This is a genomic window from Microbacterium sp. (assembly GCF_043427715.1).
Classification (GTDB): Bacteria; Actinomycetota; Actinomycetes; order Actinomycetales; family Microbacteriaceae; genus Microbacterium.
In genome coordinates this window covers 18,893-33,318 of sequence record NZ_JBHWTD010000017.1, presented here as the reverse complement: position 1 = coordinate 33,318, position 14,426 = coordinate 18,893, and the positions used below count along the sequence as shown (strand labels likewise).

Annotated in this window: 15 protein-coding genes; 10 read left to right on the top strand and 5 right to left on the bottom strand. The window is 70.9% G+C overall.

Annotation, left to right across the window (positions count from 1 at the left end; genetic code table 11):
* Positions 1 to 65 precede the first annotated feature (65 nt).
* On the top strand, positions 66 to 1,385 hold the full coding sequence (locus tag ACHFGS_RS01865; protein ID WP_394279224.1) for an MATE family efflux transporter: 1,320 nt from the start codon (positions 66 to 68) through the stop codon (positions 1,383 to 1,385).
* A gap of 10 nt (positions 1,386 to 1,395) precedes the next feature.
* On the opposite strand, the gene ACHFGS_RS01860 is transcribed toward ACHFGS_RS01865, so the two are convergent.
* Positions 1,396 to 2,058: a TrmH family RNA methyltransferase gene (locus ACHFGS_RS01860; protein ID WP_394279223.1), complete on the bottom strand. Its 663-nt coding sequence runs from the start codon at positions 2,056 to 2,058 to the stop codon at positions 1,396 to 1,398.
* 63 nt (positions 2,059 to 2,121) lie between these two features.
* Between ACHFGS_RS01860 and ACHFGS_RS01855 the strand changes: the two genes are divergently transcribed.
* Positions 2,122 to 2,766: a metal-dependent transcriptional regulator gene (locus tag ACHFGS_RS01855; RefSeq protein ID WP_394279222.1), complete on the top strand. Its 645-nt coding sequence runs from the start codon at positions 2,122 to 2,124 to the stop codon at positions 2,764 to 2,766.
* A 207-nt stretch (positions 2,767 to 2,973) separates the two neighbouring features.
* Here ACHFGS_RS01855 and ACHFGS_RS01850 read toward each other — a convergent pair whose 3' ends face one another.
* The gene (locus ACHFGS_RS01850) at positions 2,974 to 3,927 is read right to left on the bottom strand and encodes an SDR family NAD(P)-dependent oxidoreductase (RefSeq protein ID WP_394279221.1); all 954 of its coding nucleotides are present in this window, start codon (positions 3,925 to 3,927) and stop codon (positions 2,974 to 2,976) included.
* Positions 3,928 to 4,047: 120 nt separating this feature from the next.
* On the opposite strand from ACHFGS_RS01850, the gene ACHFGS_RS01845 reads away from it, so the two are divergent.
* Complete coding sequence (locus ACHFGS_RS01845) at positions 4,048 to 4,191, top strand: hypothetical protein (RefSeq protein WP_394279220.1); 144 nt, start codon at positions 4,048 to 4,050, stop codon at positions 4,189 to 4,191.
* Between the two features lie 19 nt (positions 4,192 to 4,210).
* Here the strand turns inward: ACHFGS_RS01845 and pyrE are convergent, their stop codons facing one another.
* Entirely contained in the window at positions 4,211 to 4,789 is a 579-nt protein-coding gene (gene pyrE, locus ACHFGS_RS01840; RefSeq protein WP_394279219.1) for an orotate phosphoribosyltransferase, read from the bottom strand.
* Between the two features lie 147 nt (positions 4,790 to 4,936).
* On the opposite strand from pyrE, the gene ACHFGS_RS01835 reads away from it, so the two are divergent.
* The 5 genes from ACHFGS_RS01835 (at position 4,937) to ACHFGS_RS01815 (ending at position 10,995) form a co-directional block, all read left to right on the top strand.
* Entirely contained in the window at positions 4,937 to 6,481 is a 1,545-nt protein-coding gene (locus ACHFGS_RS01835; protein WP_394279218.1) for a Re/Si-specific NAD(P)(+) transhydrogenase subunit alpha, read from the top strand.
* Positions 6,478 to 7,881: a Re/Si-specific NAD(P)(+) transhydrogenase subunit beta gene (gene pntB, locus ACHFGS_RS01830; RefSeq protein ID WP_394279217.1), complete on the top strand. Its 1,404-nt coding sequence runs from the start codon at positions 6,478 to 6,480 to the stop codon at positions 7,879 to 7,881. Before ACHFGS_RS01835 ends, pntB begins: the two co-directional genes overlap by 4 nt.
* A 101-nt stretch (positions 7,882 to 7,982) precedes the next feature.
* Positions 7,983 to 8,825, top strand: a complete 843-nt coding sequence (locus ACHFGS_RS01825) for an exodeoxyribonuclease III (RefSeq protein ID WP_394279216.1) — start codon at positions 7,983 to 7,985, stop codon at positions 8,823 to 8,825.
* A 104-nt stretch (positions 8,826 to 8,929) separates the two neighbouring features.
* Positions 8,930 to 10,249 (top strand): sensor histidine kinase, encoded by a 1,320-nt coding sequence (locus tag ACHFGS_RS01820; RefSeq protein WP_394289085.1) that lies wholly within the window; start codon positions 8,930 to 8,932, stop codon positions 10,247 to 10,249.
* Positions 10,246 to 10,995 (top strand): response regulator, encoded by a 750-nt coding sequence (locus ACHFGS_RS01815; RefSeq protein WP_394278557.1) that lies wholly within the window; start codon positions 10,246 to 10,248, stop codon positions 10,993 to 10,995. The genes ACHFGS_RS01820 and ACHFGS_RS01815 overlap by 4 nt, the downstream gene beginning before the upstream one ends.
* 72 nt (positions 10,996 to 11,067) lie before the next feature.
* On the opposite strand, the gene ACHFGS_RS01810 is transcribed toward ACHFGS_RS01815, so the two are convergent.
* The gene (locus ACHFGS_RS01810; protein WP_394278556.1) at positions 11,068 to 11,637 is read right to left on the bottom strand and encodes an NADPH-dependent FMN reductase; all 570 of its coding nucleotides are present in this window, start codon (positions 11,635 to 11,637) and stop codon (positions 11,068 to 11,070) included.
* A 238-nt stretch (positions 11,638 to 11,875) separates the two neighbouring features.
* Between ACHFGS_RS01810 and ACHFGS_RS01805 the strand changes: the two genes are divergently transcribed.
* Together ACHFGS_RS01805 and ACHFGS_RS01800 are read left to right on the top strand one after the other, a co-directional pair.
* A complete protein-coding gene (locus ACHFGS_RS01805) occupies positions 11,876 to 12,760 on the top strand; it encodes an ABC transporter ATP-binding protein (RefSeq protein WP_394278555.1) in 885 nt (294 codons plus the stop codon).
* The gene (locus tag ACHFGS_RS01800; RefSeq protein ID WP_394278554.1) at positions 12,757 to 13,851 is read left to right on the top strand and encodes an ABC transporter permease; all 1,095 of its coding nucleotides are present in this window, start codon (positions 12,757 to 12,759) and stop codon (positions 13,849 to 13,851) included. Before ACHFGS_RS01805 ends, ACHFGS_RS01800 begins: the two co-directional genes overlap by 4 nt.
* Positions 13,852 to 13,893: 42 nt before the next feature.
* On the opposite strand, the gene rraA is transcribed toward ACHFGS_RS01800, so the two are convergent.
* Positions 13,894 to 14,364, bottom strand: coding sequence for a ribonuclease E activity regulator RraA (gene rraA, locus ACHFGS_RS01795; RefSeq protein WP_394278553.1), 471 nt, complete (start codon positions 14,362 to 14,364; stop codon positions 13,894 to 13,896).
* Between the last annotated feature and the right edge of the window lie 62 nt (positions 14,365 to 14,426).

Genomic DNA, 14,426 nt, shown 5'->3' with positions numbered 1-14,426 from the left:
GCCTCGTCGTGCCACCGGCCACCGCGCGCCCGGCCCCACCCCGCCCACGCCGTAGGCTGAGATCCGTGCCGGCGCCCACTCTGAACCGCGAGATCCTGCGGCTCGCGGTCCCGGCGCTCGGAGCCCTCATCGCCGAGCCGATCTTCCTGATCGTGGATGCGTCGCTGGTCGGCCACCTCGGCGTCACCCCGCTCGCAGGCCTCGGCATCGCGAGCGCCGTGCTGCAGACGATCGTCGGTCTGATGGTGTTCCTCGCCTACTCGACGACCCCCGCCGTCGCGCGCCGGTTCGGCGCCGGCGACAAGCGCAGCGCCGTCAGCGTCGGCATCGACGGCCTCTGGCTCGCCCTCGGCCTCGGCGCCCTGCTCGCCCTCGCCGGTTCGCTGCTCACCCCGACGCTCGTCGCCCTCTTCGGCTCCACCCGGGAGGTCGCCGAGCAGGCGGAGGCGTACCTCGGGCTGTCGATGTGGGGACTCCCCGCGATGCTCATCGTCTTCGCCGCGACGGGCCTCCTGCGCGGCATGCAGGACACCGTCACCCCGCTGTGGATCGCCACCGCCGGTTTCGGCGCGAACGCCCTCCTCAGCTGGCTGTTCATTTACGGCTTCGGCTGGGGCATCACCGGCGCCGCCGCCGGCACGGTCGTCGCGCAGTGGGGCATGGTCGCCGCGTACGCGGTGGTGATCGGACGCCTCGCGCGGCGGCACGCGGCATCCGTCCTCCCTCAGCGCGACGGCGTGCGCGGGTCGGCGCGCTCGGGCGGGTGGCTGTTCCTGCGCACGGTGTCGCTGCGGCTCGCGCTGCTGGCGACCGTCGCCGTCGCGACCGCGATCGGCACGGAGGAGCTCGCCGGCTGGCAGATCGCCTTCACCATCTTCTCGACCGCCGCGTTCGCCCTCGACGCCCTCGCGATCGCGGCGCAGGCCCTCATCGGTCGCGGACTCGGCGCCGGCGACGAGCCCTTCGTCCGCCGGGTGCTCGGCCGGACGGTCGCCTGGGGTGTGTGGTTCGGTGTCCTCGTCGGCGCCGCCATCGCGGCACTGTCGGGTGTGATCGGCCTGGTCTTCACCGGGCAGCCCGAGGTCGCCGCCCTCATCCAGCCAGCCCTCCTCGTCCTCGCCCTCGCGCAGCCGATCTGCGGTGTCGTGTTCGTGCTCGACGGCGTCCTGATGGGCGCGGGCGATGCCAAGTACCTCGCGATCGCCGGCGGCCTGAACCTCATCCCCTACCTGCCGGCGCTGATCCTCGTCGCGGTCCTGCTGCCGACAGGTTCAGCGGGACTCGCATGGGTCGCGGCCTGCTTCTTCGGCGTCTACATGCTCGCGCGGCTGGTGACGCTCGGCCTGCGCGTGCGCCGCTCGGAGTGGCTCACCGTCGGCGTCTGACCACATCGGGTCACGCGTACCGGCGGCACCATTCGTACATGACGACGGCCGCCGCGGCGGACGCGTTGATGGAGCGAGTCGACCCGTACTGGGTGATCTCGATCACCCCGGATGCCGCGGCGAGCGCCTCCGCCGACAGCCCCGGCCCCTCCTGCCCGAACAGCAGCACGCACCGCTCGGGAACTTCGGCACGGTCGACCGGCACCGACCCCTCGACGTTGTCGATCGCGAGGACGGGCAGGCCTTCCGCATCCGCCCACGCGGTGAACGCCGCGACGTCCTCGTGGTGGCGGACGTGCTGGTAGCGGTCGGTGACCATCGCGCCGCGGCGGTTCCACCGGCGCTTGCCGATGATGTGCACCTCGGCGGCGCCGAAGGCGTTGGCGCTGCGGACGATCGAGCCGATGTTCATGTCGTGCTGCCAGTTCTCGATGGCGACGTGGAACGGATGCCGCTTCTCGTCGAGATCGGCGACGATCGCCGCCATCGTCCAGTAGCGGTAGCGGTCGACCACGTTGCGCCGGTCGCCGGCAGCGAGCAGCTCCGGGTCGTAGCGCGGGTCGTCCGGCCATTCGTCCCGTCCGCCCGGCCACGGGCCGACGCCGACCGGCAGCTGCTGCTCGTCCGCCGAGTCGTGCGCGTCGTCGGCGGAGGCGGGGCGCGGGTCGGTCACCGATCCAGGCTAATCGGCCGCCGCCGCCCCGGCCCACCGGGACCCCGCCGGTACCCTGGGGAGGTGCCCGCCTCCCCGTCGGCCGTCGACGACTATCTGAAGACGATCTACCACCACACCGAGTGGCAGTCGCAGCCCGTCACGCCGTCGATCCTGGCCGCCGAGCTGGGCCTCGCGCCCTCGTCGGTGACGGAGATGATCAAGAAGCTCGCCGCGCAGGGCCTCGTCTCGCACCGCCCGTACGGTCCGATCTCGCTGACGGATGCCGGGACCCGACGGGCCACTTCTGTCATCCGCCGGCACCGCCTCATCGAGACCTGGCTGGTGCGCGAGTTCGACTATGCGTGGGATGAGGTGCACGACGAGGCGGAGCTGCTCGAGCACACGATCAGCGACCGTCTGCTCGCCGGCATCGACGCCCGACTCGGGCACCCCCGGTTCGACCCGCACGGCGACGCGATTCCGGCCGCCGACGGCAGCGTCGAGCGCGAACCGTTCGTGCTCCTCGCGGAGGCGACGCTCGGTCACACCGGCCGGGTGCTGCGCGTGTCCGATCGGGATCCGGCGCTGCTGCGCGCGCTCGAGTCCCTCGGGATCGACGTCGGCCACACCGTGACCGCGACCGGCCGCGACGCCGTGCGCGTCGACGACGGGCCCACCGTCGAGCTGCCCCGCGGTGCGGCATCCGCCGTCTGGCTCACCGCCTGACCCGCCCCACCGCCTCCGCGCACCGCGACCTGCGGGCTCGCGGTGATACACCTGCACGACGGGTGGTGCAGGAGTGAACTCGGCCGCCGGGTGAGACATCACCAGCCCCAGCGGTCGTGCATCTGTATCGGCACAGCACCCGGAACCCGCCCGATCACACCACCCGGAACCCGCCCGAGCACACCACCCGAGCGCGACGCCCCGCGCTCAGCGCAGCCGGAGCTTCTTGCCCTTCAGGTACGGCCACTCGGTGCGGGTCGCGTGCTCGGCGTAGTGCCACATGCGCGCGCCGACGTCCGGATCGGTGGTCACGGGCGACGGCTTCCCGAGGGTGGGCGCCCCTGTGTAGGTGCGCGCGGGGCCCCAGAACTGACCGCCCTCGGCGTCGGGGTCGACGAGCGCGCGGATCGGCGCCCACGCGCCGCGCTCCTTCGACTGCGAGATCGGCGCCTGCAGCCCGCCGATGAAGCGCTTGCGCCGTGAGGGCGCGCTCACCCCGGCGATGCGTCGGGTGCGTCCGCCGAGCGAGTATCCGGGATGGGCGACGATGCTCGCGACCGGGACGGATGCCGCGCGCAGGCGCCGATCGGCCTCGAAACCGAGCGCGGAGGTGGCGACCTTCGACTGCACGTAGGCACGCCACGGGGTGTAATCGTTGACGAGTTCGGGGTCCACCGGATCCCAGGGGAACAGCATTGTCGACACCGATCCGAGCCACACCATGCGGCCGAGGGCGGCGGCGAGCGCCGGCAGCAGCGCCCCGGCGAGCGCGTAATGGCCGAGCGCGTTGGTCGCGATGACGAGCTCATGCCCGTCGAGGGTGACCTCGCGGGTCTTCGGCGGGTGCACGATGCCCGCGTTCAGCAGCACGCCGTGCAGACCGACCCGCCCGCGCACGGTGGCGGCGGCGGCGCGCACCGAGCCCAGGTTGCTGGTGTCGAGCGCGAGCGTCTCGAGGTCGGCGTCCGGCACCTGAGCCAGGATCGCGGCTCGCGCACGGGACAGCCGCGACGGGTTGCGTGCGCTCATGATGACGTGCGCGCCGGCCTCGGCGAGCTGCAGGCAGGCGAAGAATCCGAGCCCCGCGTTGGAGCCCGTGACGAGGTAGCGCCGCCCGGTCAGATCGGGGAGCTTCCGGGGGTCCCACTCGTCACGCGCCACCCTTCGACCCTACGCGCGCGGAGGGTTCACGTCACGCCGCCGCGAGCCCGTTTCGATGGCGGATGCCGCGAACGGAACATATCGGTGCGAGCATGGTCTCGGGACGCACGGGAGGTCGAGATGAGCGCGCTGGAACAGAACCTGCTGTTCGCCGTCGTGGGGCTCACGACGCTGACGTCGTTGATGGTCGTGATCACCCAGATGGTGCGTCGCCGCAAGGGCGGCGAGCGCGGCGGCAACGAGTGGGACGACCTCGAGGACTAGTCCCCCCTGCGGGACGAGCTCACTGCGGCTGGAGGCCCAGGTCGTCGAGGTCGATCGCGGCGAGCCAGGCGAGGCCTTCGGCTTCGACGGCTGCCTGCGCACCGGTCTTGCGGTCGACGATGACGGCGACGGCGACGGGTTCGGCGCCTTCGCGGCGGAGCGCCTCGACGGCCTTCAGCGCGGACTGTCCGGTCGTGGAGGTGTCCTCGACGACGATCACCCGCTTGCCGACGACGTCGGCACCCTCGACCTGACGGCCGCGGCCGTGGTCCTTGGGCTCCTTGCGCACGACGAACGCGTCGAGGGGCGCGTCGGTGCGGGCCGACTCGTGCATGACGGCGTTGGCGATCGGGTCGGCGCCGAGGGTGAGGCCGCCGACGGCGACGATGCCGTCGACGTCGCGGATGAGGTCGAGCATGATGCGCCCGATCGCCGGGGCTGCCCGGTGGTCGAGCGTGAGCTTGCGCATGTCGACGTAGTACGACGCCTTCTTGCCGCTGGAGAGGGTGAAGTCGCCGTGGAACACGGCCTCCTCTGTGATCAGCGAGATGAGGTTCTGGCGGTCGGCTTCGAGCTCGGGCGTGGAGGCTGCGGTCACCCCTCGAGTCTACGGATGCCGCGGATCGAAAGAATGCGAGAACTTTCGCCGTCACACGACGGTTTCAGCCCCGATACGGCGGGCGGCCACCCCTAGAGTCGGCGTACCCGTTCGACCTCCGTCGCGGGCCAAGCCCAGGAGTCAGCCATGACGCAGATCGGCATCGTTGCCGAACGACCCGGTGAACGCCGGGTCGCCGCATCCCCCCTCACCGTCGAGAAGATTCTCGCCCTCGGTTACGACGTTGCCGTCGAGACCGGCGCCGGCGCCGAGTCGTCGTTCCCGGACGACGCGTACGCCGCCGCCGGCGCGCGGATCGTCGACCGCGCCGCGGCGTGGGCCTCGCCGGTCGTCCTCAAGATCAACGCACCCGAGCTCGATGAGATCGCGCTCCTGCAACGGGGCACGACCCTCGTCGCCCTGCTGAGCCCGTCGCTGCGTCCCGAGCTGCTGGCGGCTCTCGCCGAGCGCGGCGTGACGGCGCTCGCGATGGATGCCGTCCCCCGCATCTCGCGCGCCCAGTCGATGGACGTGCTCAGCTCGATGTCGAACATCTCGGGCTACCGCGCCGTCGTGGAGGCGGCCGCCGAGTTCGGCCGCTTCTTCACCGGCCAGGTCACGGCAGCCGGCAAGGTCCCGCCCGCGAAGGTCCTCGTGGCCGGCGCCGGAGTCGCGGGCCTCGCCGCCATCGGCGCGGCATCCAGCCTCGGCGCGATCGTCCGCGCGACGGACCCCCGCCCCGAGGTCGCCGACCAGGTGAAGTCGATCGGCGGCACCTACCTCGAGGTCATCGTGCCCGAGGAGAAGAAGGAGGTCTCCTCCGACGGCTACGCGAAGGCGACGAGCGACGCGTACAACCAGCGCGCCGCGGAGATCTACAGCGAGCAGGCCGCGGATGTCGACATCATCATCACGACGGCGCTGATCCCGGGCCGTCCCGCGCCGAAGCTCATCACGGCGGCCGACGTCGCGCTGATGAAGCCCGGCTCGGTCATCGTCGACATGGCCGCCGGAATGGGCGGCAACGTCGAGGGCTCCGTCGCCGGACAGCGCGTCGTCACCGAGAACGGCGTCATCATCCTGGGCTACACCGATCTGCCCTCGCGGCTGCCGGCGCAGGCCTCTCAGCTCTACGGCACCAACCTGCTGAATCTGCTGAAGCTCGTCACGCCCGACAAGGACGGCACCCTGACGCTCGACTTCGAGGACGTCGTCCAGCGCGCCGTCACCGTCGTGCGCGAGGGCGAGATCACGTGGCCACCGCCCCCGGTGCAGGTGTCCGCCGCCCTCGCCGCCGCAGCCCCCACCGAGGCACCCGCGCCGAAGCCGTCGCGCTTCACCCCCGCGGTGAAGGGCCTGCTGGTCGCCGCCGGCATCGCGTCGCTCTTCCTCGTGACCGCGATCGCGCCGGCGCCGCTGCCGCAGCACTTCACCGTGCTCGTGCTGTCGGTGATCGTCGGCTTCTACGTCATCGGCAAGGTCGCGCACGCGCTGCACACGCCGCTCATGAGCGTCACCAACGCGATCAGCGGCATCATCATCGTCGGCGCGATCCTCCAGATCGCCACACCCGACCCGGTCGTGCAGGTGGTCGCGGGTGTCGCGGTCCTGCTCGCCAGCATCAACATCTTCGGCGGCTTCGCCGTCACGCGGCGCATGCTCGCGATGTTCCAGAAGGGGAATGACAAGTGAGCGCCGTCTCGATCGCCACCGCCGCCTACCTCGTCGCGGCCCTCCTGTTCGTCCTGAGCCTCGCCGGGCTCAGCAAGCACGACACGTCGCGGCGCGGCGTCGCGTTCGGCATGACCGGCATGGCGATCGCGCTGGGCGCGACGATCTGGCTGGCCGTCAGCGGCGCCTGGGGTGACCCGGCCGCCATGGTGGGTCTCGCGATCATGCTCGGCGCGGTCGTCGTCGGCGCGGGCATCGGCCTGTGGCGCGCGAAGGTCGTCGAGATGACCGGGATGCCGGAGCTCATCGCCCTGCTGCACTCCTTCGTCGGTCTCGCCGCCGTTCTCGTCGGCTGGAACGGTCACCTGCACGCGGGCGACATCTCCCCCGAGCTCGTCGACATCCACCACGCCGAGGTGTTCATCGGCGTCTTCATCGGCGGCGTCACGTTCACCGGGTCGATCGTCGCCTACCTGAAGCTGTCGGCGAAAATCAGCTCGAAGCCGCTCATGCTGCCGGGGAAGAACATCCTGAACCTCGGCGCGATCGCCCTCTTCATCGCCCTGACGGTCTGGTACGTCATCGACTCGTCGCTGATCCTCCTGATCGCCGTGACGATCGTCTCGCTGCTGCTCGGCTGGCACCTCGTCGCCTCGATCGGTGGCGGCGACATGCCCGTCGTCGTCTCGATGCTCAACAGCTACTCGGGCTGGGCGGCCGCCGCGGCGGGCTTCCTGCTCAGCAACGACCTGCTCATCGTCACGGGTGCGCTCGTCGGCTCGTCGGGTGCGTACCTGTCGTACATCATGTGCAAGGCGATGAACCGCTCCTTCATCTCCGTCATCGCGGGCGGCTTCGGCATCGCCGCGCCCGCGAAGAACGGCGAGGAGGAGGTCGGCGAGCACCGCGAGATCGATGCGGCCTCCGCCGCCGAGATGCTCGCCGGTGCGTCGTCGGTCGTCATCACGCCCGGCTACGGCATGGCCGTCGCGCAGGCGCAGTACCCGGTGGCGGAGATCACGCAGAAGCTCCGGGATCGCGGCGTGGACGTGCGCTTCGGCATCCACCCGGTCGCCGGTCGCCTCCCCGGCCACATGAACGTGCTGCTGGCCGAGGCGAAGGTGCCCTACGACGTCGTCCTCGAGATGGACGAGATCAACGACGACCTGGCCGAGACCGACGTCGTGCTCGTCATCGGCGCCAACGACACCGTCAACCCGGCCGCCGCGGAGGACCCGGGCTCGCCCATCGCAGGCATGCCGGTGCTGCGGGTGTGGGAGGCGAAGAACGTCATCGTGTTCAAACGGTCGATGGCCTCCGGGTACGCCGGCGTGCAGAACCCGCTGTTCTTCCGCGAGAACGCGCAGATGCTCTTCGGCGACGCGAAGGACCGCGTCGAGGACATCCTCCGCGCGCTCTGACGCACCGGCATCCGCTGCGGCCCCGTTCCGGACTCCGGGCGGGGCCGCTGCGCGTGCGGCGCGCGTTCGGGGACGTCGGCGACCCGAAATAGGCTGGGACCATGCGGCTTGCCACCTGGAACGTCAACTCGATTCGCGCCCGAATCGTGCGCACCGTCGACTTCGCCGTGCGCGAGGGGATCGACGTGCTCGCGATGCAGGAGATCAAGTGCAAGCCCGAGCAGTTCCCGTATGAGGCCTTCGAGGAGGCCGGGTACCACGTCGAGGCGCACGGCCTGAACCAGTGGAACGGCGTCGCGATCGCCAGCCGCGAGCCCATCGAGGACGTCGAGTACGCCTTCCCCGACATGCCGGGGTTCCTGAAGGGCCACGAAGGCCCGGATGCTCCGCAGGAGGCGCGGGCGATCGGCGCGACCATCGGCGGCGTGCGCGTCTGGAGCCTGTACGTCCCCAATGGGCGCTCGCTCGACGACCCGCACTTCACCTACAAGCTGCACTGGCTCGAAGCGCTCCGCCGCTACACGCAGGACACCCTGCGCCGCGAGCCCGACCTCCCCCTCGCCCTCGTCGGCGACTTCAACATCGCCCCGACGGATGCCGACAACGGTGACCCCACGGTCGTCGAGGGCGTCACCACGCACGTCTCGCCCGAGGAGCGGCGCGCCTTCCAGGACCTCCTGGACGCGGGCCTCGTCGACACCGTGCGGCCGCTCGTGCCCACCGGCTACACCTACTGGGATTACAAGCAGCTCCGCTTCCCCCGCAACGAGGGCCTGCGGATCGACTTCATCCTCGGCTCCGAGCGCTTCGCGGATGCCGTGACCGAGGCGTCGATCCACCGCGAGGAGCGCAAGGGCGAGATCCCCAGCGACCACGTCCCCGTCGTCGTCGACCTCGACCTGCGGGATGAGGACGAGGACGGCGACCGCCCGATGATCTTCTGACGTCGGACTCTCCTCCGACGGCCAGGTCAAGACGATCGGCCTGCGCACCGATGTCCGTCGCACGGGGGAGGTGCGTGGAGCTCTTCGACCCGTACCGTGGGGGCATGACCGCCCTCCTGCCCCGTCGAGCCGTCACGTCCGGCCAGATGCGCAACGACCTGTGGCTTGCCGCCGGCATGCTCGTCGCCGGCATCCTGAGCAGTGCGCTCGGGTCGGTATCGGGCGTGTACGGCGCTGAGCACCCGCCGCTGTGGTGGGGGTTCGTGTACGCCGTCCTGCTGACACTGCCCCTGGCTCTTCGGCGACGGTTTCCGTGCACCGTCCTGTTCGTCGTGTCGGCGACCTACTTCGTGGGCATCTCCCTCCAGATCCCCGAGGTCTACGTCGGCAACGTGGCGATCTTCATCGCGATGTACACGGTGGGCGCGTGGGTAGCCGACAGACGACGCGCTGCCATCGTGCGCGTTCTCGTCATCGTCGCGATGCTGGTGTGGCTGCTCGTCGGCATCTTCCAGTCCGCGGCATCCGGCGATGACCTGCCCACCGACGGGCCGTTCTCCCCGTTCGCGGCATTCGCGATGCTGCAGTTCCTCGTCAACATCGCGTTCTTCGGCGGGGCGTACCTGTTCGGCGAGCGCGCGCACGCGAGCGCGGTCGAGCACGCCGCTCTCGAGGAGCGCACCGCCGAGCTCGAACGCGAACGCGAGCTCACCGCAGCACAGGCCGTGGCCCTCGACCGCGTCCGCATCGCGCGTGAACTCCACGACGTCGTCGCGCATCACGTCTCGGCGATGGGCGTGCAGGCGGGCGCCGCGCGCACGGTGCTGGATCGGGATCCGGATGCCGCGCGCACCGCTCTCGCGGGAGTCGAATCGTCCGCACGGTCGGCGCTGACCGACCTGCGCCAGCTGCTCGAGACGCTGCGCACGCCCGACAGCGACGCCCCGGGCGGGTCGACTCTCCGGCTCGCCGCACTGTCCGACCTCGCCGCGCACGCGACCGCGAACGGGCTGCCGACCACGCTGTCCGTCGTCGGCGAGCCGGTGGAGGCGCCCGAGCTCGTGCAGGTGAACCTGTACCGGATCGCGCAGGAGGCGCTCACGAATGCGCGCCGCCACGGCGGCCCCGGTGCCACCGCCGACGTCCGCATCCGGTACGAGGACGACGCGATCGAACTCGAGGTGGTGAACACGGGGCGTTCCCCGATCTCGGGGCGTGAAGGTCTGGGGCTCGTCGGCATGCGCGAGCGGGCCGCGGCCTCCGGCGGAACGCTCGAGGCACGCGGGCGCGACCGCGGCGGGTTCCTCGTGCGCGCCCGGGTGCCGGTCGGCGCACCCCGCCAGGGCGGTGACACCGGGGCGGATGCCGCAGCCCTGGCGGCCGTGGTGGTCGGCGGCGATGGCGGGGGCGGGGGCGACGCATGATCCGGGTTCTGCTGGTCGATGACCATGCCGTCATGCGCGCCGGCTTCCGGATGATCCTCGAGGCCGCGGGCGACATCGAGGTCGTGGGCGAAGCCGGTGACGGGTCAGCGGCGGTGGACGCGGCATCCGCTCTTCAGCCGGACGTGATCTGCATGGACGTGCAGATGCCCGACATGGACGGGCTCGAGGCGACGCGGCGGATGGTCTCGGACCCCGCGGTCACGGCTGCGGTCGTCATCGTGACGACGTTCGACCGGGACGACTACCTCTTCCAGGCGCTGTCGGCGGGGGCGAGCGGGTTCCTGCTGAAGAACGCGGGACCCGAAGAACTCGTCGCCGCGGTCCGTGTCGCGGCCGCCGGTGACGCCCTGCTCGCGCCGGCCGTCACGCGCCGCGTCATCGAGCGGTTCGCGGGATCCGCGCCGGGGGCGGAGATGGGGTCGCCGCGTCTCACGGACGGCGACACCGGAGCGCCCGGGACTGCGCCGGCGCCCGACGCCGTCCGGCCGGGGGTCGCCGCGGCATCCCTCCCCCGTGAGACGGAGGAGCCACCGGTGGAGCTGACCGACCGCGAGGCGGAGGTGCTGCGCCTGCTCGCACAGGCGCTCAGCAACGCCGAGATCGCCGCGCGACTGTTCATCGGTGAGGCCACCGTGAAGACGCACGTCTCCAACGTGCTGCAGAAGCTCGGCGCCCGCGACCGAGTCGCCGCCGTCGTCTACGCGCACCGGCGCGGACTGGCCTGAGACCGCGCCGTCCCCGTCCGGAACGCGAAACGGCCCCGCTCCAGTCGGATGCGGGGCCGTTCGCGTGCGGGATCAGGCGCCCGCGGGAACCTTCACGTAGCGGTCGATGAGCGCGTTGAACGCCTCGAGGTAGGCGACGAGGAACGCGGCGGTCTCGTCGTTCGAGACCTCGCCCTCGTCGGAGAACAGGCCCGGGAGGGTCTGGACGTAGCCCTCGGGCTGGCCGAGCGTCGGCGCGTTGAAGTGGCTGAGGATCGCCTTGAGGTGCTGCTGGGCCGCTGCGGTCGCGATGCCGCCCTGCGAGGTGCCGATGACGGCGACGGGCTTGCCGTCGAACGAGGCCTGGCCCCACGGGCGGGCCGACCAGTCGAGGGCGTTCTTCAGGACGCCCGGGATCGAGCGGCTGTACTCGGGGGTCACGATGATCACACCGTCGACATCGGCGATCGCCTGCTTGAAGTCACGGGCGACCTGCGGGAAGTCGGCGTCGTGGTCGGGCGAGTAGAACGGCAGGTCCCGGATCGGGATCTCGACGAGCGTCGTGCCCTCGGGCGCGAGACGCTCGAGCGCCTTCGCGAGGCGGCGGTTGATCGAGGTCGACGAGATGCTGCCGACGATGTAGCCGATCGTGCGGTCGGTCATGGGTCCTCCAGAGTCTGTGGGCGGATGCCACGGGCGCGGCATCCACGAGCTTCAACCGCCCATTCTCCGGTTCTATTCCGACGCATGCAAATCGGCGAGCGACGAAAGATCAGCCGCACGGGGGAGGTACACGTCACGGCGGATCCCTAGCGTGGAACACATCCCGCTGCACCGGGCGGAATCGCTGCACCGGGCGGAATCCCCGCACCGGGCGGAATCCTTGAGACCAGGAGGCACGATGCTCCATCTGAGTGGCATCACCAAGAGCTACGGCACGCGGCGCGTGCTCGACGACGTCACGTTCGACATCACCCCCGGCCGGCTGACGGGTTTCGTCGGCGGGAACGGCGCGGGCAAGACCACCACGATGCGGATCATCCTCGGCGTCCTCTCCCGCGACGCCGGCGACGTCACCCTGAACGGCCAGCCCGTCACCACCGCCGACCGGCAGCGCTTCGGGTACATGCCCGAAGAGCGCGGCCTCTACCCGAAGATGAAAGTCCTCGAGCAGATCGTCTACCTCGCCCGACTGCACGGCTTCCCGAAGGCGGATGCCACGACGCGCGCGACCGCACTTCTGGAGGAGCTCGGACTCGGCGAGCGCCTCGGCGACAACGTCGAGACGCTGTCGCTCGGCAACCAGCAGCGCGCGCAGATCGCCGCGGCACTGGTGCACGACCCCGAGGTGCTGATCCTCGACGAGCCGTTCTCCGGGCTCGACCCGATCGCCCTCGAGGTTGTCGCGGGTGTCCTCCAGGCGCGGGCCGCGAAGGGCGCCGCCGTGCTGTTCTCCTCGCACCAGCTCGACGTGGTCGAGCGGCTCTGCGACGATCTCGTGATCATCGCCGGCGGCGTGATCCGCGCGGCCGGGTCCCGCGAGGCCCTGCGCGCCGAGCACGCGACCCGCCGGTACGAGCTCGTCTCGGCGACGGATGCCGGATGGCTCCGCACCGAAGCGGGCATCGAGGTCCTCGACTTCGATGGCGGCTACGCCCTGTTCGAGGCGGATTCCGACGAGACCGTGCAGCGCGTGCTGCACCGCGCGGTCGCGGCCGGAGATGTCACGAGCTTCGCGCCGCGACGCCCCACTCTCGCCCAGATCTTCACGGAGGTTGTCCGATGAACACGCACGTCACCGCCCCGTCCTTCGCGCAGAGCGTCTGGCTCGTCACCGAGCGCGAGCTCGGCGCGAAGCTCCGCAGCAAGTCATTCCTGATCTCCACCGCGATCCTCTTCGCGATCGCTCTCGGCGGCATCCTGTGGGCGGGTTTCATGGCCGGCGGCGACAACCGCACCCCGATTGCGGTCACCCCCGACACTGCCGCCGTGGTCAGTGGAAACGACGCCTTCGACGTCACCGACGCGGCATCCGCCGACGAGGCCCGCGAGCTCGTTCGAGACGGCGACGTCGACGCGGCGATCGTCCCCGGCGGTGCAGAACCGCTCGGGTACACGGTCGTCTTCGCCGACGATTCGTCCACGACGCTCCTGCAGCAGCTCAGCATCAGCCCAGAGGTGGAGATCCTCGACCCCGACACGACCGACGGATTCCTCCGGTACATCGTCGCGCTGCTGTTCGGCGTCGTCTTCTTCGCGGCTGCCCTCACGTTCGGGTCGACGATCTCGACGAGCGTCGTCGAGGAGAAGCAGACGCGCGTCGTCGAGCTGCTGATCTCCGCCATCCCGGTGCGGGCACTGCTGGCCGGAAAGGTGATCGGCAACACGATCCTCGCGATGGGTCAGATCATCGGCATCGCCGCAATCGCGACCGTCGGGCTGACCGTCTCCGGCCAGGACCTGCTCATCGCCGGGCTCGGCGGACCGATCGCGTGGTTCGCGGTGTTCTTCCTGTTCGGCTTCGTCCTGCTGGCGTCGCTGTTCGCCGCCGCGGGCGCGATGGTGTCGCGGCAGGAGGACATCGGCTCGACGATCACGCCGCTGACCTACCTCGTGATGGCGCCGTACCTCCTGGTCGTCTTCTTCAACGACAACCCGGTCGTGCTGACGATCATGTCGTACGTGCCGTTCTCGGCCCCGGTCGGGATGCCGGTGCGCATCTTCGTCGGCGAGGCACTGTGGTGGGAGCCGCTGCTCGCCCTCGCCATCATGCTCGCGTCGTGCGTGGCCGCGATCCTCATCGGCGCGAAGATCTACGAGAACTCGCTGCTGCGGATGGGCGCCCGCGTCCGGCTCCGCGAGGCTCTGCAGCGCTGAGCCCGGGCGCGGTCGCGGCCACTCCGGCCGTCGGCCGCGCTCTCAGGCGCGGGTGAGAAGGATGCCGTCGCGATCGGCCCAGAGGTGGGCGCCGGGGACGACGGTCACTCCGCCGATCTCGACCGGCACGTCGACCTCGCCCGCGCCATCCTTCGCGCTCTTGCGCGGATTCGAGCCGAGCGCCTTGACCCCCAGAGGCAGGTCCGCGATCGCGTCGCGGTCGCGAATCGCGCCGACGATGATCACCCCTGCCCAGCCGTTCTCGACAGCGGATGCCGCGATCAGATCGCCCATCAGGGCCGACTCGAGCGACCCGCCGCCGTCGACGACGAGCACCGCGCCGTCTCCCGGGGTGCCGAGCACGGCTTTCACGAGCCCGTTGTCCCGGTGGCAGCGGATGGTCCGCACCGGACCGTCGAAGGCGGCATGACCGCCGAGGTCGAGGAACTGCACCGAGATCGAGTCGAGCTCGTCGCCGCGCTCGTCGTAGAGGTCTGCCGTCGCGATGGTCATATCTGCACGCTACGGCGGGGGCGCGGCATCCGCTCGGCATCCGGGGCACGAAGAACGGCTCG

What these genes read in the sequence shown, in the direction of transcription:
- ACHFGS_RS01845 (WP_394279220.1), top strand. Translation starts at nt 4,048, where the DNA reads ATGAGCGCGCTGGAACAGAACCTGCTGTTCGCCGTCGTGGGGCTCACG.
- ACHFGS_RS01820 (WP_394289085.1), top strand. Translation starts at nt 8,930, where the DNA reads ATGACCGCCCTCCTGCCCCGTCGAGCCGTCACGTCCGGCCAGATGCGC.
- ACHFGS_RS01805 (WP_394278555.1), top strand. Translation starts at nt 11,876, where the DNA reads ATGCTCCATCTGAGTGGCATCACCAAGAGCTACGGCACGCGGCGCGTG.
- ACHFGS_RS01810 (WP_394278556.1), bottom strand. Translation starts at nt 11,637, where the DNA reads ATGACCGACCGCACGATCGGCTACATCGTCGGCAGCATCTCGTCGACC.
- ACHFGS_RS01800 (WP_394278554.1), top strand. Translation starts at nt 12,757, where the DNA reads ATGAACACGCACGTCACCGCCCCGTCCTTCGCGCAGAGCGTCTGGCTC.
- ACHFGS_RS01815 (WP_394278557.1), top strand. Translation starts at nt 10,246, where the DNA reads ATGATCCGGGTTCTGCTGGTCGATGACCATGCCGTCATGCGCGCCGGC.
- rraA (WP_394278553.1), bottom strand. Translation starts at nt 14,364, where the DNA reads ATGACCATCGCGACGGCAGACCTCTACGACGAGCGCGGCGACGAGCTC.
- ACHFGS_RS01825 (WP_394279216.1), top strand. Translation starts at nt 7,983, where the DNA reads ATGCGGCTTGCCACCTGGAACGTCAACTCGATTCGCGCCCGAATCGTG.
- ACHFGS_RS01835 (WP_394279218.1), top strand. Translation starts at nt 4,937, where the DNA reads ATGACGCAGATCGGCATCGTTGCCGAACGACCCGGTGAACGCCGGGTC.